The 20722-nt window shown below is 50.9% G+C and carries 16 protein-coding genes; 1 reads left to right on the top strand and 15 read right to left on the bottom strand.

Annotation, left to right across the window (positions count from 1 at the left end; all coding sequences use genetic code 11):
• Positions 1–58: 58 nt before the first annotated feature.
• Complete coding sequence (locus ACO0LH_RS09870; RefSeq protein WP_422940900.1) at positions 59–1063, top strand: LacI family DNA-binding transcriptional regulator; 1005 nt, start codon at positions 59–61, stop codon at positions 1061–1063.
• Here the strand turns inward: ACO0LH_RS09870 and ACO0LH_RS09865 are convergent.
• The 15 genes from ACO0LH_RS09865 to ACO0LH_RS09795 all read right to left on the bottom strand — a co-directional run bounded on the left by ACO0LH_RS09865 (position 1060) and on the right by ACO0LH_RS09795 (position 20423).
• Positions 1060–1608, bottom strand: a complete 549-nt coding sequence (locus ACO0LH_RS09865) for a YggT family protein (RefSeq protein ID WP_422940899.1) — start codon at positions 1606–1608, stop codon at positions 1060–1062. The two genes, ACO0LH_RS09870 and ACO0LH_RS09865, sit on opposite strands and share 4 nt — an antisense overlap.
• An 89-nt stretch (positions 1609–1697) precedes the next feature.
• Positions 1698–2579, bottom strand: a complete 882-nt coding sequence (locus ACO0LH_RS09860) for a transcriptional regulator (protein ID WP_422940898.1) — start codon at positions 2577–2579, stop codon at positions 1698–1700.
• Positions 2580–3259: 680 nt separating this feature from the next.
• Positions 3260–4438: a ribonucleotide-diphosphate reductase subunit beta gene (locus tag ACO0LH_RS09855; protein WP_422940897.1), complete on the bottom strand. Its 1179-nt coding sequence runs from the start codon at positions 4436–4438 to the stop codon at positions 3260–3262.
• 95 nt (positions 4439–4533) lie between these two features.
• Entirely contained in the window at positions 4534–7467 is a 2934-nt protein-coding gene (locus ACO0LH_RS09850) for a ribonucleoside-diphosphate reductase subunit alpha (protein ID WP_422940896.1), read from the bottom strand.
• Between the two features lie 678 nt (positions 7468–8145).
• Entirely contained in the window at positions 8146–9597 is a 1452-nt protein-coding gene (locus tag ACO0LH_RS09845) for a sigma-54-dependent transcriptional regulator (protein ID WP_422940895.1), read from the bottom strand.
• On the bottom strand, positions 9594–11351 hold the full coding sequence (locus ACO0LH_RS09840; RefSeq protein WP_422940894.1) for a sensor histidine kinase: 1758 nt from the start codon (positions 11349–11351) through the stop codon (positions 9594–9596). The genes ACO0LH_RS09845 and ACO0LH_RS09840 overlap by 4 nt, the downstream gene beginning before the upstream one ends.
• Positions 11352–11375: 24 nt before the next feature.
• Positions 11376–11618, bottom strand: coding sequence for a PP0621 family protein (locus ACO0LH_RS09835; RefSeq protein ID WP_422940893.1), 243 nt, complete (start codon positions 11616–11618; stop codon positions 11376–11378).
• On the bottom strand, positions 11615–12427 hold the full coding sequence (locus tag ACO0LH_RS09830; protein WP_422940892.1) for a cytochrome C assembly family protein: 813 nt from the start codon (positions 12425–12427) through the stop codon (positions 11615–11617). The genes ACO0LH_RS09835 and ACO0LH_RS09830 overlap by 4 nt, the downstream gene beginning before the upstream one ends.
• Positions 12428–12486: 59 nt before the next feature.
• A complete protein-coding gene (locus tag ACO0LH_RS09825; protein ID WP_422940891.1) occupies positions 12487–13848 on the bottom strand; it encodes a sigma-54-dependent transcriptional regulator in 1362 nt (453 codons plus the stop codon).
• A 30-nt stretch (positions 13849–13878) separates the two neighbouring features.
• Positions 13879–15693, bottom strand: a complete 1815-nt coding sequence (locus tag ACO0LH_RS09820) for a sensor histidine kinase (protein ID WP_422940890.1) — start codon at positions 15691–15693, stop codon at positions 13879–13881.
• A gap of 32 nt (positions 15694–15725) precedes the next feature.
• On the bottom strand, positions 15726–16184 hold the full coding sequence (locus ACO0LH_RS09815; RefSeq protein WP_422940889.1) for a cache domain-containing protein: 459 nt from the start codon (positions 16182–16184) through the stop codon (positions 15726–15728).
• Positions 16185–16287: 103 nt separating this feature from the next.
• On the bottom strand, positions 16288–17085 hold the full coding sequence (locus ACO0LH_RS09810) for an ABC transporter ATP-binding protein (RefSeq protein ID WP_422940888.1): 798 nt from the start codon (positions 17083–17085) through the stop codon (positions 16288–16290).
• A gap of 1 nt (position 17086) precedes the next feature.
• Positions 17087–17905: an ABC transporter permease gene (locus ACO0LH_RS09805; RefSeq protein ID WP_422940887.1), complete on the bottom strand. Its 819-nt coding sequence runs from the start codon at positions 17903–17905 to the stop codon at positions 17087–17089.
• 92 nt (positions 17906–17997) lie between these two features.
• Complete coding sequence (locus ACO0LH_RS09800; RefSeq protein WP_422940886.1) at positions 17998–18969, bottom strand: ABC transporter substrate-binding protein; 972 nt, start codon at positions 18967–18969, stop codon at positions 17998–18000.
• 296 nt (positions 18970–19265) lie between these two features.
• The gene (locus ACO0LH_RS09795) at positions 19266–20423 is read right to left on the bottom strand and encodes an ABC transporter substrate-binding protein (RefSeq protein WP_422940885.1); all 1158 of its coding nucleotides are present in this window, start codon (positions 20421–20423) and stop codon (positions 19266–19268) included.
• Positions 20424–20722: the final 299 nt, after the last annotated feature.

Below are 20722 nucleotides of genomic sequence, written 5' to 3'. Positions count from 1 at the left end.
ATATGCGCCACAAGCCCCATCCTGCGTCATAATCTTGGCACAGAAAGGCAGGAATCTTATGGCAACAATGAAGCAAGTCGCAGAGAAAGCGCGCGTCTCCACCACCACGGTTTCTCACGTCATCAATAATACCCGGGTCGTCAGTGAAGATGCACGCGAACGTGTGCTGGCCGTCATTCAGGAATTGCGCTACATCCCCAGCGCGGTCGCGCGCAGCCTGAAAAACGACCGTACCCATACCCTGGGTATGATGATACCGAATAACTCCAATCCCTATTTTGCCGAAATCATCCAGGGCATTGAAGATGCGTCATTCAAGCTAGGTTACAACATTATTTTGTGCAATTCGTATGATGACCCGAAAAAACAGGCCGCCTATATCCGCGTGTTGATGGAAAAACGCATTGATGGGCTGATTCTGGTGTCATCGGGTTCGGATGAAGAACTCACGCAACTGCTGGCAGATGAGGGCATCCCCAAAGTGCTGGTGGACAGGGAAGTATCAGGTGTCGTCGCTGATTTTATTGAAGCCGACCATGAACAAGGTGGCTATGAAGCGACGCGCTACCTGATTGGTCTGGGGCATACCGACATTGCCTGCGTTGCTGGCCCTGATATTTTGCTGCCCAGCGGGGATCGCGTCACCGGCTACCGGCGTGCGCTCAGCGAAGCTGGCCTGCCGTTTCGGCCAGAATATCTGATACATGCAGACTTTACCAGTCAGGGTGGCTTTAACGCCTTCCAGCAACTACTGGCATTGCCACAACGGCCCACCGCCATTTTTGCCAGCAATGATTTGATGGCGATTGGTGGCATACGCGCCGCCAATGAAGCAGGCATCAGGATACCCGAAGCGCTGTCTGTCATCGGTTACGATGATATCGCGCTGGCCTCCTTCAGCACGCCGCCACTGACCACGATCGCCCAACCCAAGCAGGCCATCGGCAACCTGACTGCACAAATACTGGTCAACCGCATTGTCGACCCAGAAGCGCCACTGCGACGTGAAATGCTGAAATCGAGCCTGGTCATCCGCCAGTCGACTGCCCGGCCTGAGCGTTAAAACCAGGGCAAGGCCGCAAACGCCTTGACCAGTACCATATTGAGTATCTGCAATATGATCAATGCCACCAGTGGGGAGAAATCAAGCCCGCCCAATGGAGGTATCAACTTGCGCAAAGGCGACAACACCGGCTCATTCAAGGCGCGTATGAAGGGTGCAAACGGGGCATGCGGATTCACCCAGCTAAAGATAGCCTCCAGCACCAACAGCGCCATCAAGCCATACAATATCCATTGCAGCATACGGAAAATCGTCAGCCACAAGATGGCCAGCGGGGCAAATTGGGCCATTAACCATACCTTGGCCAGCATCGCCAGCAAGGCAACCAGAAAAGCTGCAATCAGCGACGCCCAGTCATAACCACGAAAACCCGGGACGATGCGGCGTATCGGGTGAACCAGCCAATCTGTCAGTTGAAAAATTGCCTGTGCCAGACCATTTGGTGGCCTGACTCTTTGCACCTGCATCCAAAAACGCAGTAGCAAAAAACCAGCGAACAAGCCTGTCACCGTATCAATGACAAAAGTAAAAATATCGTATAACACGCTATGCCCTCAAAAAAAACCCACTGAATGACGAATCATACAGTGGGTATTGTGCCTGAATAACACCAGGCAACCAAGCATATCAACGATTATGCTGGGCGATTACCAGTTGGGAAAGGCCATGCTGCATTTGGACTAACAACGGTTTTCGCATCAGGTGTCGCTGGTTTTGCTGGAGCGGCCTTTTTTGCGGCTGGCTTAGCCGCGGCTTTTTTTGCTGCTGGCTTCGCTGCTGCTGGTTTAGCTGCTGCTGGTTTAGCTGCTGCTGGTTTGGCTGCTGCTTTTTTAGCTGCTGGCTTGGCCGCTGCTTTTGCCGCTGGTTTGGCTGCTGCTTTTGCTGCTGGCTTGGCTGCTGCTTTTTTAGCTGCTGGTTTAGCTACTGCTTTTTTAGCTGCTGGTTTGGCTGCTGCTTTTTTAGCTGCTGGCTTGGCCGCTGCTTTTGCCGCTGGCTTGGCTGCTGCTTTTGCTGCTGGCTTGGCTGCTGCTTTTTTAGCTGCTGGTTTAGCTACTGCTTTTTTAGCCGCTGGTTTGGCTGCTGCTTTTGCCGCTGGCTTGGCCGCTGCTTTTTTAGCTGCTGGTTTAGCTACTGCTTTTTTAGCTGCTGGTTTGGCTGCTGCTTTTGCTGCTGGCTTGGCTGCTGCTTTTGCCGCTGGCTTGGCCGCTGCTTTTTTAGCTGCTGGTTTAGCTGCCGCTTTTTTAGCTACTGGCTTGGCTGCTGCTTTTGCTGCTGGCTTAGCCGCCGCTTTTGCTGCTGGCTTAGCTGCTGCTTTTGCCGCTGGCTTAGCTGCTGCTTTTGCCGCTGGCTTGGCCGCTGCTTTTTTAGCTGCTGGCTTGGCTGCTGCTTTTGCCGCTGGTTTGGCTGCTGCTTTTGCTGCCGGTTTAGCCGCTGCTTTTTTAGCTGCTGCCTTTTTTGCAGCTGGTTTCTTAGCTGCTGCTGGTTCGTCTGGTGACGGTTGTGGTGCTGTTGCCATTTTGTTTCTCCTTCGGTAGAGATGGAAAAAATCAGATAAAAATTAAATCCGCTCGATCCATTCAAGCGGATTATTCATCGGCACAAACAAGAAGGCTGTTTGCGCTAATGAATTCTGCACCAGCCGAACTGCTCCATCCCCTCTATTGATGTAGCACTTCAGCCATCATGGTTTGTGCAACCCAGACATCGGATCAACTCACAAACCTAAATCAGCCGGCTAAACCTGCCGGCCTCGGTATTCTTTTCAGGATCAGACAAATTCGTGACAAGGACTTTATAAGGTAAAAACGACTACGCAATGTTTCTGCCACCTCGTCACTTGTAACAATTTGCTTCCATCCTGTTTTTGCAAAACACAAAGACCAAAAGCCACAATACCCAGTTACGCCAGGTATTGCGGCACTAACAGCTCAACACAATGTAGTCTGTGACTGTCCATTCAGTTTGGTGAGGCCTCTCGCATTTTACGTCTTGTGCAAACGATGAGTAATCCCGGGAAGTTCAATTCGAAGCCCTATTCGAATTCTAATTATTTATTACGTATAGTGTATTTGCTTTTTCACGCTTGTAAAGCACAACGTACATGATACGTATAACTTTCAAACTAAAATCGCTCACTACACGTAATCAGAGCTTCAAAAATCCCGGATACCGGCGTGCGCTTTTTTGCTGCAGCACTTATTCCCAGTTGAGGGCTCCGCCAGTTTGATACTCGATCACACGTGTCTCAAAAAAGTTGCGCTCTTTTTTCAGGTCTATCATTTCACTCATCCAAGGGAAAGGATTTTCTTCCTGAGGGAACAGCGCTTCGAGACCGATTTGTTGTGCGCGGCGATTTGCGATGAAGCGTAAATAACCTTTAAACATAGGCGCATTCAAACCGAGCACTCCACGCGGCATTGTATCCTCTGCGTAACGATATTCCAACTCTACTGCACGCAAAAACAACGATTTAATTTCATCGCGAAATGCTGGCGTCCACAAATGCGGATTTTCCATCTTAATCGTATTGATTAAATCGATCCCGAAATTGCAGTGCATCGATTCATCACGCAAGATGTATTGGTATTGTTCAGCCGCACCCATCATTTTATTTTGACGGCCAAGCGCCAGAATCTGTGTGAAGCCGACATAGAAAAACAGGCCTTCCATCAGGCAGGCAAAAACGATCAGCGACTTCAGCAAGGTCTGGTCTGACTCGGTCGTACCTGTCTTGAATTCAGGATTGGTCAGCACATCGATGAAAGGAATCAGGAACTGATCCTTGTCGCGGATGGACTCCACTTCATTATAGGCATTGAAGATTTCAGCTTCATCCAGGCCCAGCGATTCAACGATGTATTGATAGGCGTGGGTATGAATGGCCTCTTCAAATGCCTGACGCAACAGGTACTGGCGGCACTCTGGTGCCGTGATATGGCGGTAGGTACCCAGCACGATATTGTTGGCAGCCAGTGAATCGGCAGTGACGAAGAAACCCAGGTTGCGCTTGACCAGACGACGCTCGTCTTCGGTCAGGCCGTTCGGGTTTTTCCAGAGTTCAATATCGCGCTGCATATTGATCTCTTGCGGCATCCAGTGATTGGCGCAACCGGCCAGGTATTTATCCCATGCCCATTTATATTTGAAAGGGACCAGCTGGTTCACGTCCGTGGTGCCATTGATAATGCGTTTGTCGGCGGCATTGACGCGGCGCGCCATGACTTCAGGTGTAACGACAACCGGCTTGGTCACCAGCGCAGGGTTCAGAGCGATGTCTTGCGTCTGCAAAGACTGTTGTAAATTGGTGGCAGCAGTATGTCGTGGTGCCGGTGCAGCGGGAGCCGCAGGCGCGACTTCATCATCCCAAGATAGCATTTTTAATTCCTTACTTTTGAATACATATTATTAGAGTGGCGTGGCCAGCCAGGTCAAATGGCTGGCCACGCTGAAGACAACGATGGTCTTCCGGCTTATTGACAAGCCTCACACTCTTCGAAACCGGCGTCGCCAGGACGCAACATGCAGGCTGGGCCATCAGTTTCCTGCGCTGCCGGTGCTGCGCTTGTAGCACTGGCACCATAGGAACTATGGTTACCATCCACACCAACCGCGTTCAGTGCGCCGGTTTTGCTGGTCGATTTTTCTGTATGTGTGGCACCGATAGTACGCAGGTAATACGTTGTTTTCAAACCACGCAACCAGGCGAGCTTATAGGTTTCATCCAGTTTTTTACCTGAAGCACCTGCCATATAGATATTCAGGGATTGTGCCTGGTCTATCCATTTCTGACGGCGCGATGCAGCTTCCACTAGCCAGGATGGGCTGACTTCAAATGCGGTGGCATACAGGGCACGCAAGTCTTCAGGGATGCGGTCAATGCGGGCCAGGCTGCCATCAAAATACTTGAGGTCGGCGATCATGACTTCATCCCACAGGCCGCGGTCTTTCAGATCACGCACGAGGTGTTCATTGATTTCAGTAAATTCGCCCGACAGATTCGACTTCACATACAGGTTCTGGTAAGTCGGCTCGATACAGGCAGACACACCAATAATGTTAGAAATTGTTGCAGTAGGTGCAATCGCCACGCAATTCGAATTGCGCATGCCAAATTGTTTGATACGGTTACGTACGACCGACCAATCCATGCTTTCCGAGAAATCGGCCTCCAGATAGCCGCCGCGTTCTTCACCCAGCAACTTCAATGAGTCTTGCGGCAAGATGCCACGATCCCACAAAGAACCACGGTAAGAACTGTAACGGCCACGCTCTTCAGCCAACTCGGTAGATGCCAGGTAGGCGTAATAGCAAACTGCTTCCATCGACGTGTCAGCAAACTGCACGGCATCCATCGATGCGTAAGGGATGCGCATCATGTGCAGGCAATCCTGGAAACCCATGATGCCCAGACCGACAGGACGGTGACGCAAGTTCGAATCACGCGCTTTCTTGACTGCATAGTAGTTGATATCGATAACGTTATCCAGCATGCGCATTGCTGTACGTATGGTTTTTTGCAGTTTGACCTGATCCAGCTGGCCATCTTTCATATGCGCCGGCATATTGACCGAGCCCAGGTTGCAGACCGCGATCTCGCTATCGTTGGTGTTCAGGGTGATTTCTGTACACAAATTGGAGCTGTGAACCACGCCGACGTGCTGTTGTGGCGAACGGATATTGCATGGGTCCTTGAAAGTAATCCATGGATGGCCAGTTTCAAACAGCATCGACAACATCTTGCGCCACAGGTCCAGCGCCGGGATTTTTTTCGACAATGTCAGTTCACCACTAGCTGCCTTGGCTTCATACGCAGTGTAAGCCTGTTCAAAAGATTTACCGTATTTGTCATGCAGGTCTGGCACATCGGAAGGTGAGAACAGTGTCCAGTCGCCTTTTTCCATGACACGCTTCATGAACAGGTCAGGAATCCAGTTGGATGTATTCATGTCATGCGTGCGGCGACGGTCATCGCCCGTATTTTTACGCAGGTCGAGGAATTCCTCGATATCCATGTGCCAGGTTTCCAGATAGGCGCAGACTGCACCTTTGCGTTTACCGCCCTGGTTAACAGCCACGGCCGTGTCATTGACGACTTTCAGGAAAGGTACGACACCCTGTGATTTACCATTGGTGCCTTTGATATGCGCACCCAGCGAGCGTACTGGTGTCCAGTCATTGCCCAGACCGCCGGCATATTTTGCCAGCAAGGCGTTTTCCTTGATGGCTTCGTAGATGCCATCCAGATCATCTGCCACAGTTGTCAGGTAGCACGAAGACAGTTGTGAACGTTGTGTACCCGAATTGAACAGGGTCGGTGTCGAGCTCATGAAATCAAAGCTGGACAAGAGATTGTAAAATTCTATCGCACGGGCTTCACGATCGATTTCATTTAATGCCAGACCCATCGCCACGCGCATGTAAAAGGCCTGTGGCATTTCAACACGGGTACCGCGAATATGCAGGAAGTAACGGTCATACAAAGTTTGCAGACCGATATAACCAAATTGCAGATCGCGGTCAGCAACCAGGGCATCTGCCAGTTTTTTCAAATCAAACTGGCCCAGCTTGGCATCAAGTAAATCAGCTTCTATACCTTTTTTGATGAATTTCGGGAAGTACTCGACATATTCTTGTGCCGCATCCTGTTGCGCCACTTCTTTACCGAATACTTCTTTACGTACTGTATGCAAGAGCAGGCGTGCAGTAACCTGGCTGTATGCAGGTTCTTTTTCCATCAGGGCACGGGCAGCCAGGATGGCTGATTTATACAATTCTTCTACCGGTACGCCGTCGTACAGGTTCTTCAGGGTCTCGGCCAGGATCGCATCAGGATCAGCCAGCTTGTCCAGACCCAGGCAGGCGGCGGCGATCATCTTGCGTACTTCAGCCACATCCAGCGGACGGGATTGACCATCAACGATCACATGCAATTGCGGCGCAGCAGGTTCAACATGGCCAGGCGCATCATGAATGCGACGACGCTCTTCCATGCGTTTGGCACGGTACAACACGTAGGAGCGTGCAACATCATGCTCGCCAGAACGCATCAGGGCCAGTTCGACCTGATCCTGTACGTCTTCTATATGAAAGGTGCCGCCGGCTGGCTGCCTGCGCATCAAGGCACCGACTACACTGGCTGTCAATTGTTCCACCAACTCTCTTACCCTTGCCGATTCTGCGCCGTGGCCACCATTGACCGCAAGGAAGGCCTTGGTCATGGCAATCGCGATCTTGGACGGCTCGAACCCGACAACCGAACCATTGCGGCGAATGATGCGATATTCGCTGTAGCCGCTGGCGGTCGTACCTATGCTGCCGATGTTGCTGGCAGATGATGCCGGGATATTCAGAGCCAAGCCCATATCTGACTTGGATAATGTGGAAATTTCAATTGAAGAGTGCATTGATCCTCCGGATGCAGTGTTATTTTTTTCCGTTGAAAGCCGCTGCTAATGCGGATTCAGACGGTGAATTAGAGTTAAACAAGTATTGCGCATTACAGCTAAGGGCCTGATATCACGGATAGTCATATCCATTTTATTTTTTCAAATCAATTGCTAAATCTATTGCAAATTCAATTACTAATCAGAAGGGAAATTGAAGCAGGGCAAGAAAACAAACCAAATCTGAAAATCATCATCAACCACTAGATATAGTGCGCTAATTTTTATTTGCCCTAATTCTAGTGCCGCAACCCCGCATATGCAACCGCTTTTCATTTAAATAATTGATTTATTTTTTTAAGCAAACCGGAGATAAGGTGTTGACTTTCGCAAAGCGATTAAAAGTGATGCCAGAGCCGCGAGTGGGTACTAACCTGCAAACGCTGATGGCAAATAATTGCCTCCTGCCGATGAAGGCAAAGGCAGCAGACGATGCGCGAGGTTGTTTCAAGATGTAATAAGAGCCGTCGCAGAAACGGCTTCGTATAAAAGAGGGAAGCACAGCACTTGCGCCTGATGCAGGGGCTGGATTCAGGCCACCGTCACAGGCCTGGGATCTGCCCTGATACCGTATCGCGTCAGTGTGAAAATGCCTGTATACAACGGATCAACAAGTCCATGCATCCACACATCCACGGACTATTCAAGTTCCTGAATTTTGAGTTTTTGTATCTGGTAACGCAATTGCCGGAAACTCACGCCCAGCAATTCTGCTGCCTGGGTGCGGTTGTTTTTGGTCTGAACCAGTGCACGCCGTATCATTTCACGCTCGACGCTTTCCAGATACTCAGGTAGAGAACACGGTAAGTCAGGAGCATTGAAGACATCGACCAGATGGGTAGCGCTGTCGGTCACCTCCATCATGGGCATCGCTTCGACAGCTACTGCGTCTGAATAAACCGGCTCCGCCAATTTTCGTCCGCCGCGCAATGCCAGATCAGCGACTTCGATGCAATCGTCATTGGCAAAGGCAATCGCTCTCTCCAATATGTTTTCCAGTTCACGGACATTGCCTGGAAAATCATAGCTGATCAGTGCATCTATCGCTGGTGACGACATGCTGATATCGTTACCCGTCAGTTTTTTCAGAATATTCGACGACAATTCGACAATATCTTCCAGGCGCTCGCGCAAAGGGGGCAGATGCAGCTCTATCACATTCAAGCGGTAAAACAGATCCTGGCGGAAACGTCCTTCTTCCACACAGATCGCCAGGTTCTGATGCGTGGCACTGATGATACGCACATCCACCGCTTCTTCGACGGTCGCCCCCACCTTGCGTACGCGGCGCTCCTGGATGGCCCGCAATAACTTTACCTGCATGGGCAAAGGCAGGTCTGCCACCTCATCAAGCATCAGCGTGCCGCCGTTGGCCGCCTGAAAAAAGCCGTCCCTGTCATCGGCTGCACCGGTGAAGGCACCTTTGCGATAACCGAAAAATTCAGCCTCCATGAGATTTTCGGGAATAGCGCCGCAATTGACAGCAACAAAAGGTTTGCCCGAACGGGCACTGCTGGTATGAATTTCCCTGGCAGCCAGTTCCTTGCCGCTGCCCGATTCGCCAGTAATGATCACCGGTGCCATGCTGCGGGCCAGGCGACTGATCTGGACCCTGACCTCTTGCATACCGGCCGATTGCCCGATCAGGAAAGAACTGGATGCGCGGGCGACGTGCGCAGGCTGTTCTTGCTGCTCCTTCTGGACTTCGCTGGTTTGCAATGCCGACCTGACCAATTTACGCAACTGATCAAGCGCCACTGGCTTGGAGACATAATCAAAGGCACCGGCTTTCAGGGCAATGACCGCATTATCAGCGCTGCCAAAAGCAGTAATGACGGCGATGGGCGTGTTTTTATATAGTGTGCCGACTTCCTGCACCAGTTCCATGCCTGATCCATCAGGCAGACGCATGTCCGTTAACACCAGCGCATAGCTATGCCTGGCCAGATGCGTTCTGGCGATAGCCAGGCTTTCAGCGCTGTCGACATCCAATCCCATCTTGATGAGGGTAATTTCAAGCAACTCACGCAGATGTGCTTCGTCATCCACCACCAGAATGCGGGGACAGGCGCTGGCTTCATTCGTACTCATGCGCTGTATCCAGAAAAATTAATCACAAAACGCCCACTAGGTTCATGCATCCCACTTTCGTTTTCTTCCACCCGGTATTCATAGTCAAGCAGGGCATGATTGTTCAGGCATAACTCCCTTGCCATATACAGACCCAGACCCGTTCCCATGCGTGAGGTGGTGTAAAACGGCTCAAACAGATGTGCTCTTACATCATACGGGATAGCTGGCCCATCATCTTGTATATGCAATTCCTGCCGTCCGGTAGGATTGATGTGCGCATACAAACGTATGCTGGCCGGTTGTCCACTGGCATAGCGTATCGCATTCGACAGCAAATTCAAAACGACTTCGCGCAAATGACTGGGGTCAAAGCTGACCTGGAAATCCTGACCCTTCACCACCAGCATCAAATCACCTGCCAGCCCCTTGGTTTCGGCGAAATCCTGCACCATCGCATGAATAGTATCCATCAAACCATACGGCTCTACATCTGGCTGCGCTTTACGCGATAGTTTCAGGATGTCTTCTATCAGTTGATTCAGGCGTGCCACGTTGTCATCGACAATTTTTAACAGACGACTGGTCTGTGCCCTGTCCGGCCCGAGATTTTCCAGGTCTTCGTTCAGCAGCGATGCCGCATAGGAAATGGAAGACAGGGGATTGCGTACTTCATGCGCAATACTGGCGGTCAGGCGCCCCATGGATGCCAGTTTCAATTGCTGCGCCTGATTTTCTATATCAGATACATCTTGCATGAAGATGATGGTATAAGTTCCGGCGTGTGCAGCCATGCCCGCCACATTCACGCCTTTTACAGCAACAAAGCGCAATTTCAAGTGAGTCACGAAATGCGGGCGGTCGCTGCGGTCATGCAATTCGGTTTCGGTAATGGTATTACGCGCCTCGGTTCTGGCATCGTCGAGATAGCAACGTATGGAAACAAAGGAAATTTCTTCCTCTTTCTTGCGGTCTGGCAAACTTTGACGGCCCTGCATAACACTCAGTATTTCGACAATAGGGCGCAAGGCCGAGATATGTGCCAGCTCAACGCCAACCATGTCCTTGGTCAAATTACCACCCAGCATGCGTACTGCTGCCGGATTAATTTCAAACATGCGGCCAGCCTGATCAAGCACCAGAATGCCATCGCCCATGTCGGCAATCACCAACTGGTTAATCGCCTGCTGTATGGCCAATGCATTACCACGTAAAGTGGCCAATTGCTCCTGGCGTATGACATTGTTCGCCAGCCGGCTGACCACATACACTACGGCAAAATAGGCAGCACCATATAAACCTGCCTGCGACAAAGGCGTACCTTCTTCCAACTGCAGAATGTGATACACACTTTCAGACAACAGGAACAGAACGGCAATCGACGTGAAAAAGAAGGCCCACACCAGCGGGCTCAGTATGGCAGCGCCTGCCAGCGGGAATAAATACAGTATGCCCAGCCCACTCTTGCTGCCGCCGGCCGCTGCATACATGATGGAAATAACAGCGAGGTCAAGCAGTATCTGGATAGTCAGTTGCCACAAAAACCGGTGGCGGTAAAGCAGTTTGAAGACAACAAAACTGACCGAAGCGCAGAAGTAGAACAGGCAGACGTCGCGTACAAACAGATGCTCGGCAACCCAGATATCTTTGCCGCTGCGCAGACTTAACAAGGCCAGCAGGCTGACCGCCACCACAATACGCGAGCCGTTCAGCGTTTGCAGTGATCGCCAGAATGAATAGGTAGGCTCGGACGCCGATCGGTAAGCGTCAGGCATGGCGCAGTAACATAAGGGTATAACTCATGAATTATCTGCGTGCGCGTCACAGCAATACACTTGCTGGCCACGGTGCACGGCTTCTGAAGCAGGCAGGTAAATCTGGCAGCGTGCGCAACAAACCATGGTTTCAGCAGCAGGCTCTTTGGCGCTGGCCGGCGGAGCAGACGGGGTAGTGCCTGATTCTGGCGGCATGACAGACTGGCTCTTTTTTTTCAAAGCCAGAACCACCAGCACTACCAACACCAGCCAGAAGACCAGGTTCATGTCAGGCTCCTGTGCAACAGTACTTCCAGCACAAAACGGCTGCCAACATAAGCCAGCAGCAGCGTAACAAAGCCTGACAGGGTAAAACTTAGCACTGTTTTACCTCTCCAGCCACGCCAGTGACGGCCTGCCAGCAAAATCGCAAACAACAGCCAGGACAGCAGCGACAGTATGGTTTTGTGATCCCACTTGAAGGCCACACCCAGAATCTGCTCAGAAAAAATCACGCCCGACAAGACCGTCAGTGTCAACAAGACGAAACCAAAGACGATGAAACGAAACAGGATTTTTTCCATGGTCAGCAAGGCAGGCAGACGATCTATCAGGGTGTTGAGCCAGCGATGTTGTTGCGGCCCACGCAATTTATGCAGATGTTTATCCTGCAAGGTCATGACCACCGCATGAAAAGCAGCAATCGTCAGCGTGCCATAGGCCAGCAAGGCCACGACCACATGCCAGGGGAACATCGTGGTTTTTCCCGCCAGGGCGATCAGGCTGCCGGGGAAAAAACTCGGCAATATACACATCAATGCGGCATTCGGCATCAATAACAGGCGCAGGCCATCCAGTGCAGCCTTGCGGTTTTCCAGCCAGCAGACAAAGACTGATATCCATAAAGCCGCCGACAACATCACGGCAAAACCAACCCGCAAAGCGTCAGGCGTGGGAAAAATAGTCAGCCACAATGATGCGCCATGCAGTAACCAGGCAATAACGCTGAGGATATTCGTCAGCATCAGCAGACGGCCTGGCAAGCTTATGCTCAGGATATACAGGGCGGCAGCAAGAAATGATAGATAGATTTGCATCAGGCAAGTTTACACCATGTCGCCGTAAAAGTCGGGATCGGTGTATTTTGCCTTTCGCATCACAATGGCGGATTGATCACCGACAGGATTTTTTGATATTTTTTGATCTTGTCGTATAAGGTCTTTTTCGGTATGCCCAGGGTTTCAGCTGCAGCCGCCACATTATTGGCCTTGTTTTCCAGCGCTGCCTGGATCAGGCTGGCCTCGTACGCATCCAGTTTTTCCGGCAAGCTGCTGACATTGTCCGGCCTGAACTGGTCTGCGGGTTCGGGTATGGGATCACGGTCAGCAAATTCTGCCACGCCCAACACCAGTTGATCAGCAAAATTGCGTAATTCACGTACATTGCCTGGCCAGTCACTCTGCATCCAGTGCTGCATTTGTGCGCTTGACCACGATGGCAAGGCTTTTTGATAGCGGATGGCTGCCCTTTGTACAAAATACGACAACAGCAAAGGAATGTCTTCACGCCTGTCATTCAATTTGGGGAGATTGATGGTGACTACATTCAGACGGTAATACAGGTCTTCACGAAACAGGCCTTGTGCACTGAGCTTCAGCAAATCGGTCTTGCTGGCAGCAATCACACGGCAATCCAGTGTCACTGTCTGGTTGCCGCCCAGTCTTTCCAGGCTGCGCTCTTGCAAGACCCTGAGCAATTTAATTTGCAGGTTCAGCGGCATACTTTCTATTTCATCAAGAAATACCGTGCCACCTTGTGCATATTCAAGCTTGCCTATGCGACGCTTTTGCGCACTGGTGAAGGCGCCGGCTTCATGCCCGAAAATCTCGCTTTCAAAAACAGCTTCAGGCAAAGCGCCGCAATTGATGGCGACAAATTCACCTTTGCGACCACTGGCCAGATGCAGTTGCCGCGCAACGACTTCTTTGCCAGAGCCGGTAGCACCATTGATCAAGACATCTACCTGCGTCGCCGCGATACCTTGGATAAATTTGCGTACCCGCTCTATCTGGCTGCTTTGCCCTATCAGATCGGGTGTTGCCGCATGCGTCAGCCATGACAGTTTGAGCTTGCGGTTTTCCATGACCAGGCGACGTTTTTCCTGCGCCCTCAGACAGGCATCCAACAGACGCTCGGCAGCAAAAGGTTTTTCTATGAAGTCATAGGCGCCCTGTCGCATGGCCGCAACAGCCATGCTGACATCGCCGTGGCCGGTAATCAAAATCACTGGCAGCTCGGTATCGAGGGCGCGTATTTTTTCCAGTACGTCCAGGCCCGATTTTCCCGGCAAGCGCACATCGGTCACGATAATGCCGGCGAAATCCGGTTTCAAAAATAGCTCGGCCGCTTCTGCACTGGCACAGGCTTGTACGTCGAAACCACCCAGTTCCAGAGTTTGTGCAGTCGCCAGGCGCACGGCCTGTTCATCCTCTATTAATATAGCAAGCAAGTCTGCCATGGTATTTCTTCCTTCAACTTATGGCGTAATTCAGTGTTCTGTTTGCACTGGCAGGTACACAGGCAGCGTCACGGTAAATTCTGCCCCGCCTTGCTGGCGATTTGTCGCAGTCAGACTACCGTTCATGGCCTGTACGATGGAAGAAGAAATGGCTAGCCCCAATCCCAGACCCTGTCCGATATCCTTGGTGGTAAAAAAGGGTTCAAACAAATGCTGCACTACCTGCTCAGGCAAACCCGTACCGGTATCGGCAATGCTGATCCTGGCCATGTCTTTTTCGGCAGTAAGGCTGACGTCCACTTCCTTGTGCGCACTGTTTTCTACCGCATCCATCGCATTGCGTATCAAATTGATCAGAACCTGCTCCACCCTTACCGTGTCGCCCAATACCTTGACGGTCTGATCTGCCTGAATTTGCAAGTGGACACCACGACGCTCGGTTTCACTTTGCAATAAACTGACGGCGGCCTTAATGGCCGTTTGTACATCAACGACAGCAACCGCGTTCGGGCTTTTTCTGGCGAAGCCTTTTAACTGGGCGATGATACTGCCCATACGCTCACTGGCATTGCTAATATGCTCAAGATTGCCGAGTGCCTGTTCGCTTTTGCCACGATGCATGAAAGTGATGGCATTGTCGGCAAATGCCCGTATCGCAGTCAAAGGCTGGTTCAATTCATGGGTGATACCGGTCGCCATTTGCCCCAGCATGGCCAGCTTGCCTGCCTGGACCATTTCATTCTGCGTAGAACGCAACAAATTTTCGGTTTGCTGTAATTTCAGGTATTTCTCTTCCAGTTCTTCATTGGCTTCGGTCAGTTGTTGCGTGCGTTGCGCGATATGCAGTTCAAGTTCATCGGCGGCCTGCTTGAGCGCGCGTTGTGCCAGCCGTCCCTCTTCCAAGCGCCGCTGGCGCTGGTCAATGACGGCGGCAAATGCCAGGGCGATACCGACCACTAGGGCGGCCAGCAAGGCTGACTGCAAACCGGCGCGCAAGACCTTTGCCTGATCCGGGAATAACATCAGTTGCCAGTTCAACCTGCCTATGGGACGCAGCAGATATTCATGGAAACCCTGCTGATCAGTGGCAGGCAATTGCGCAATGGCTGCGATGGTTTTACCACCGTATTGCAGTGTGTCTTTCAAACCTTGCTGCGCGGCGGCTGGCAAAGGACGCAAGCTGCGATATTTCCATAAAGGGCGATTGCTCAAAAACACCACGCCATGACTATCACTAAGCGCAATCGGTTCTTCACTGCTATGCCAGGCCTGTTCGAATTCATCCAGGCTGATTTTAACGGCAATGACACCGATGGGCGGCGTACTGCCGCGCTTGCTGCCCAAAGGATAAACCGGCTGTGAAATGAAATAACCAGGGATACTGGTGGTATTGCCGATGGCATAAAAATGCCCGGCGCCACCACCGCGTATCGCTTCAGAAAAATACGGGCGGAAACCGAAATTCTGCCCCAGATAACTTTGCGGGGTCGCCCAGTTGCTGGCTGCAATGGTCTTGCCTCTGGCATCGATCAGATAAATAGCCGCCACCTTGGCCTGCCCGGCCAGTTCCTGCAAGTTCAGATTCAGGGCCTGGGTAACAGCGATGTCATCTGCTTTAGCCAGGGCCTGAGCCGTCAATGGCAGGTAAGAAATGGCAAAGGGCAGCGTCTCATAACGTTCGAGCACTGACTCAATATCAAGCGCGATGATCTGCAATTGACGCTCACCACTCTGCTGGATATTTTCTCTGGCAATACCTGCTCCAAAAAAATAGGCAGCGACGACAAGAACTATTGCCAGCGCAGAAAGGCATACCAACATGAGCAAGCGTTTGTTGACGATCATTTCTTGCTCACTTCTCGTCAGACAAAGAACAACTATTTATAGATGCCACAATTGATCACCATGTCTTCATACTTTTCAAAGTACATGGACTTTTGCTCGATTTGTTTTGAGACCGGATTCACAAACTTGTAATCCTGCCAGCCTTTACCCTTGGTTTTGGCCAGTTCCATTCTTTCGCGTACAAACAATTTGCCGTCTGCATCTTTCAAATCAAGCAGGTCCTTGCCCTGCATCTTGGCATTCGCGCCATGCGCGAGGTTTTTACCATTCATGTCGTTGATGGTAATGTACAAGTCGCGGTCGCGGAAACGGCCTTGTATATTATTGATCTCGGCCAGGGTTTTTTCCTTGCCATTGGTCTTGATGGAGGCGATGACTTTTTGCACCATCGCAACTGCTTCTTCGGCAGTGCCATGCGCACCTTGCGCAAAAGCCATGGTTGATAACAAAAGAATAAAACCGGCAAAACCTACGCGTATCAATTGCAACATGATGCATCTCCCTTATAGTTTTGAACTGCCACTACAACCTGGGGAAAACCGGAATGGACTTCCCCAGGGTCAAGACAAATGCCTGCTCAAGTTTGTATCTTTTTTAATCGACCGCTGCCATTTTCAACTCATCATTGTGATGCCTTTGCTGTTCTTCCATGACCAGTTGGCCCAGTTCCCGCTTGAGGGCATTGAATTCAGCCGCAGAAGGATCACGCAAGCGAGGTAGGTCTATCAACAGGTCTTTTTTCACCGTACCCGGGCGATAGGTCATGACGACGATACGGTCAGCCAGATAAATTGCCTCTTCTATGCTATGGGTCACAAAGATGATGGTTTTTTTCAATTCAGACCAGATGCGCAGCAATTCATCTTGCAAATTACGACGCGTCAATGCATCCAGCGCGCCAAATGGTTCATCCATTAACATGATAGGCGAATCCAGCGCCAGCACACGTGCAATCGCCACCCTTTGTCGCATACCACCTGACAAGTCCTTGGGGAAGCGCAGTTTAAAGTCTGCCAGGCCGAGCATGGCCAGCAAGCTGGCGACACGCTGCTGGATTTCTGCCTTGCCCATGCCCTTGATTTCCAGGCCAAAGGCAATATTCTGCTCAACCGTCATCCAGGGGAACAAGGCATATTCCTGAAACACCATGCCACGGTCTGGCCCGGGAGCACTGACTTTCGTGTCGTTGGCAGTGATGCTGCCCGAAGTCGGCAGGGAGAAACCGGCAATGGCATTCAACAGCGTCGATTTACCGCAGCCTGACGGCCCCAGCAGGCAAACGAACTGGCCTTCCGGTATCTCCAGGTTAATATCGCGCAATGCCACGACTTCCTTGTCGGCAGTCTTGAAAATTTTATTGACGCCTTGAATTTTGATATGGGTAGTGTTCATCTTAATTTTCCAATCCACGATGCCAGCGCAACAGGTAGTTATTCAGTTTGTTCATGACCATATCGATCGCCAGGCCCAGCAAACCGATACTGATCATGCCGGCAATAATCTTGTCAGACCAAAAATATTCACGCGCTTCCAGGATACGGAAACCCAGGCCGTTATTGACGGCGATCATTTCCGAAACAATGACGACGATAAAAGCCGTACCTATGCCTATGCGTACACCCGACAGGATATATGGCACAGCAGCGGGCAACATGACCCGGATAAACATGGTGGTCTGGCTGGCGCCAAGATTGCGCGCTGCACGTATATAGATGCTGTCAACATGGCGCACACCGGCGATGGTATTCATCAACACCGGGAAAAATGCACCGATGGCAATCAGGAAAATCGCTGGCGGGTTACCCAGGCCGAACCACAGGATAGACAGCGGGATATAGGCAATCGGGGGGATGGGACGCAATACCTGGAGCAAGGGATTCATCCACGCATAAGCCCTTTGGCTGGAGCCCATCGCCAGACCCAGCGGTAACGCCAGGCCTGCGCCTATGATAAACCCGACCAGCACGCGGTACATGCTGCCCATGGTATCGCGTATCAATTCACCAGAAAAAGCCCAGGCCAGCCAACTGGTGGTGGCGGCGTCCCTTGGTTCATACGGCGACGCATACTCTATCCATTTTTTAACCACTGCCAGTGGGGATGGCAAAACCTGGGCATTCACCCAGCCCATGCTGGTAACGAATTGCCAGATCGCAATCAGAATTACGGGCACGATCAGCCCCGCGCCAATTTCACGCCATTTGAATTTCATGTTTTTTCCTTCAAGAGAGTGTGAGTCAGGCGCGTACCTAGGTGAGTGCTTATCACTTGCAAGCAGCATTCATCCTGACTCAATCTGGAGATTTATTTAATGTTCAAGCTCTTCTTGGCTTGTTCCAGAAGATCGGTCTTTACCCAATCTTTGGCGACCGGCGGTTTGGCCATTTTGCCAACGCCATATTTCTGCATCAGATCCGTGGTGATCTGTATGTGTTCGGCCGTGACATCATACGAATAAGGTGAATTTTCTATCGCATTGACAAAATCTTCATGGCTGACCTGTCCTTTGAACATATTTTCACGTACATATTTTTCAGCCAGGTCCTTGTTTTCAATAAAGGTCTTGGTCGCTTCAACAAAACAGCGCATGAATTTTTCTGCGACTGGACGACGCTCTTTATAGAATTTTTCTGTCATCACCATGGTACGTACGGGTTCGCCAATGGGTGTATCGTAAGGCTTGATGATTTCACTGCCATAACCCTTGCCTATCGCCTGAGAAGAATACGGTTCAGACTGCATGATGGCATCAATATTCTTGCCCAGCAAAGCCTGGTTCAGGTCAGGAAAACCAAGATAAATGATTTGCACATCCTTGCCTGGCTGGTCAGAATAAGTGAGGCCATTTTGCGCCAGTTCTGCGGCCAGCAAAATGTCCTGGATACCACCGCGTGTCACACCGACTTTTTTACCTTTAAGGTCTTTGACTGTTTTGATACCCAGATCGGTCCTGCCTACCAGGCGTGCACCGCCTTTGGCAAAGCCAGCCACGAGGTAAATGGGAGCGCCACTGGCGCGTGCAGAAATAACGGCTTCTGAAGAGACAGCGCCGACATCAAGCTCACCGGCAAGCACGGCCTGCATCGCATCCAGGCCTTTGGCGAATACCCGTTCTTCCACTTTGATTCCGCATTTCGGCGCAATTTCCTTGATATAAGATACCGCACCATAGTGGGCGAATTTCAAGTTACCCAATCTGACGACGTCCTGAGCCTGCGCTGCGCTGGCCAACATGGCGGAAGTGATGAAACTGGCGAGAACTAATTTCTTGAACATATTTGTCTCCTGGAACTTTACATTTTGGTTTAATTTTTCCTACGTTTGATATCTAGCAGGTATTGTGCCAGCATCAGGTCGGTAGCAAACAACTGATTTTATTCACTTTTTTCCTGTTCTGGTTAAACCGCTGTGCGGAGTACCAGATAAGCAGGCCATGCTAGTCGGGGTTTTCGCACAAACATGCAAATCAAACATATGGACTTCGCCTGCAAGCATGCCACTATATTAAAAGTTTCGTCGGGATTTGTATTCATTATGAATGCATGAATGAATACACGACACTTATATACAAACTAGCGTACAAACTTGCCGTCGCGGCCGATGATGGTCAGGTCGACAAACTCACTGCCGCTATGGTCGTGATCACTATAAGTTACGGTCAAGCCACCCAGGTCGGCTTTATGCATGGATTCCAGTCCACGAATCAAGCCTTCACGCGTCGGCGTCTTGCCACTGCGGCGCAAACCTTCTACCAATACTTTGGCGGAGACAAAACCTTCCATGGCCGCATACGATACCGTCACGCCGGCATCTTTTGCAATGGTCTTGAACTCCTGACCCAGCACGGTGGATAACAGATGCGGTGCAGGCATGATTTGGGAAACAATAATGCCTGGTGCTGCCGGCCCCAAGGAATCAACAAACGACTGCGATGCATTGTTCGACAGCGTCATGATTTGTATGACACTGCCTTTGGCACGAATGGCGCGGATAATTTCGGAAACCGTGGTCGCCGAGCCGACAATGATCGTTGCCTTGGCAGCAGATTTGGTCACCTCATCGACTGCTCTGGCCACATCAGGCTTGGCTCTGTCGTATTTGACGATGGCAGAAGGCTGCAATTTGAAACTGGCCATCGCACTATTGAAACCCGCCAGCCCGTCACCGCCAAAGCTATCATCCACATGCACCAGGGCGATCTCTTTCAGGCCGGTAGTGGAAAACTGCTCCACCGCCTTTCGAACTTCATCTTGGTATTTCGCCCGTACATTAAATACATAGCGGTTGACCGGCGTGTGAAATACCGTGGCACCGGTGCTGGGGGCAATCAGGGGGATTTTGTTGCTGCTTAATATCGGTAAAATAGCCTGGGTATGGGGTGTGCCCCGGCTTTGAAACAAGGCGAATACATGCTCTTTCTTTACCAGTGTTTCAGCATTGCTGGCTGCCAGCACAGGGTCAAACTTGTCATCGAGTATGCGAAGTTCAAGCTTGCGGCCATTGATGCCACCGTTTTTATTGATTTGCGCTATATAGGCAGCTGCGCCTGCATTCATTTCCTTGACAGGTCCGGCAATTTGCCCGGTCAGGCCCACGGTCTGCCCTATTAATATACTGTTGTCGGTCACGCCATCTTCTGCCAGGCAGGAACTGGAAAGACTGGTGAGCAGTAACAGGGTTAAAAGGCCAGGGACACGCGGCAACCGCCACGCGCATTGAAGTCGTCTCATATTTGTCTCCCGATTTTATGAGCCTCTTTATATAGAGTGCTCTTATTATGATTTCTTATATAAGCAGACTTCATACCAAGCAAAAATGAAGGCTGGAGATGTCGATTTAACCGGAAACACCAAGGCTTTACATCAGTAATAACCCGCATGCGGGCGAAAACCCGCACAAACCAGTAGCGCGGATTCTGGTTTTCCAGACTTTTGTCCCCAACTAATTAAGACGAAAAAGCGAAATGCCCGAGTCTCCAGTCACATCAGGTAAAATGCCTGCTTTATTCGCCTCTGGTTGGCAATTGGCG

Origin of the sequence: Undibacterium sp. TJN19 (assembly GCF_049339485.1) — a bacterium.
GTDB lineage: Bacteria > Pseudomonadota > Gammaproteobacteria > Burkholderiales > Burkholderiaceae_D > Undibacterium.
The sequence above is the reverse complement of the archived record's forward strand: the minus strand, read 5'-3'. Positions and strand labels throughout refer to the sequence as shown.

Bases quoted from the DNA above. Each gene is read 5' to 3' on its own strand.
- ACO0LH_RS09860 (WP_422940898.1), bottom strand. From the start codon at position 2,579: ATGGCAACAGCACCACAACCGTCACCAGACGAACCAGCAGCAGCTAAG.
- ACO0LH_RS09805 (WP_422940887.1), bottom strand. From the start codon at position 17,905: ATGAAATTCAAATGGCGTGAAATTGGCGCGGGGCTGATCGTGCCCGTA.
- ACO0LH_RS09795 (WP_422940885.1), bottom strand. From the start codon at position 20,423: ATGAGACGACTTCAATGCGCGTGGCGGTTGCCGCGTGTCCCTGGCCTT.
- ACO0LH_RS09825 (WP_422940891.1), bottom strand. From the start codon at position 13,848: ATGGCAGACTTGCTTGCTATATTAATAGAGGATGAACAGGCCGTGCGC.
- ACO0LH_RS09845 (WP_422940895.1), bottom strand. From the start codon at position 9,597: ATGAGTACGAATGAAGCCAGCGCCTGTCCCCGCATTCTGGTGGTGGAT.
- ACO0LH_RS09820 (WP_422940890.1), bottom strand. From the start codon at position 15,693: ATGATCGTCAACAAACGCTTGCTCATGTTGGTATGCCTTTCTGCGCTG.
- ACO0LH_RS09815 (WP_422940889.1), bottom strand. From the start codon at position 16,184: ATGTTGCAATTGATACGCGTAGGTTTTGCCGGTTTTATTCTTTTGTTA.
- ACO0LH_RS09810 (WP_422940888.1), bottom strand. From the start codon at position 17,085: ATGAACACTACCCATATCAAAATTCAAGGCGTCAATAAAATTTTCAAG.
- ACO0LH_RS09800 (WP_422940886.1), bottom strand. From the start codon at position 18,969: ATGTTCAAGAAATTAGTTCTCGCCAGTTTCATCACTTCCGCCATGTTG.
- ACO0LH_RS09870 (WP_422940900.1), top strand. From the start codon at position 59: ATGGCAACAATGAAGCAAGTCGCAGAGAAAGCGCGCGTCTCCACCACC.
- ACO0LH_RS09835 (WP_422940893.1), bottom strand. From the start codon at position 11,618: ATGAACCTGGTCTTCTGGCTGGTGTTGGTAGTGCTGGTGGTTCTGGCT.
- ACO0LH_RS09840 (WP_422940894.1), bottom strand. From the start codon at position 11,351: ATGCCTGACGCTTACCGATCGGCGTCCGAGCCTACCTATTCATTCTGG.
- ACO0LH_RS09855 (WP_422940897.1), bottom strand. From the start codon at position 4,438: ATGCTATCTTGGGATGATGAAGTCGCGCCTGCGGCTCCCGCTGCACCG.
- ACO0LH_RS09830 (WP_422940892.1), bottom strand. From the start codon at position 12,427: ATGCAAATCTATCTATCATTTCTTGCTGCCGCCCTGTATATCCTGAGC.
- ACO0LH_RS09850 (WP_422940896.1), bottom strand. From the start codon at position 7,467: ATGCACTCTTCAATTGAAATTTCCACATTATCCAAGTCAGATATGGGC.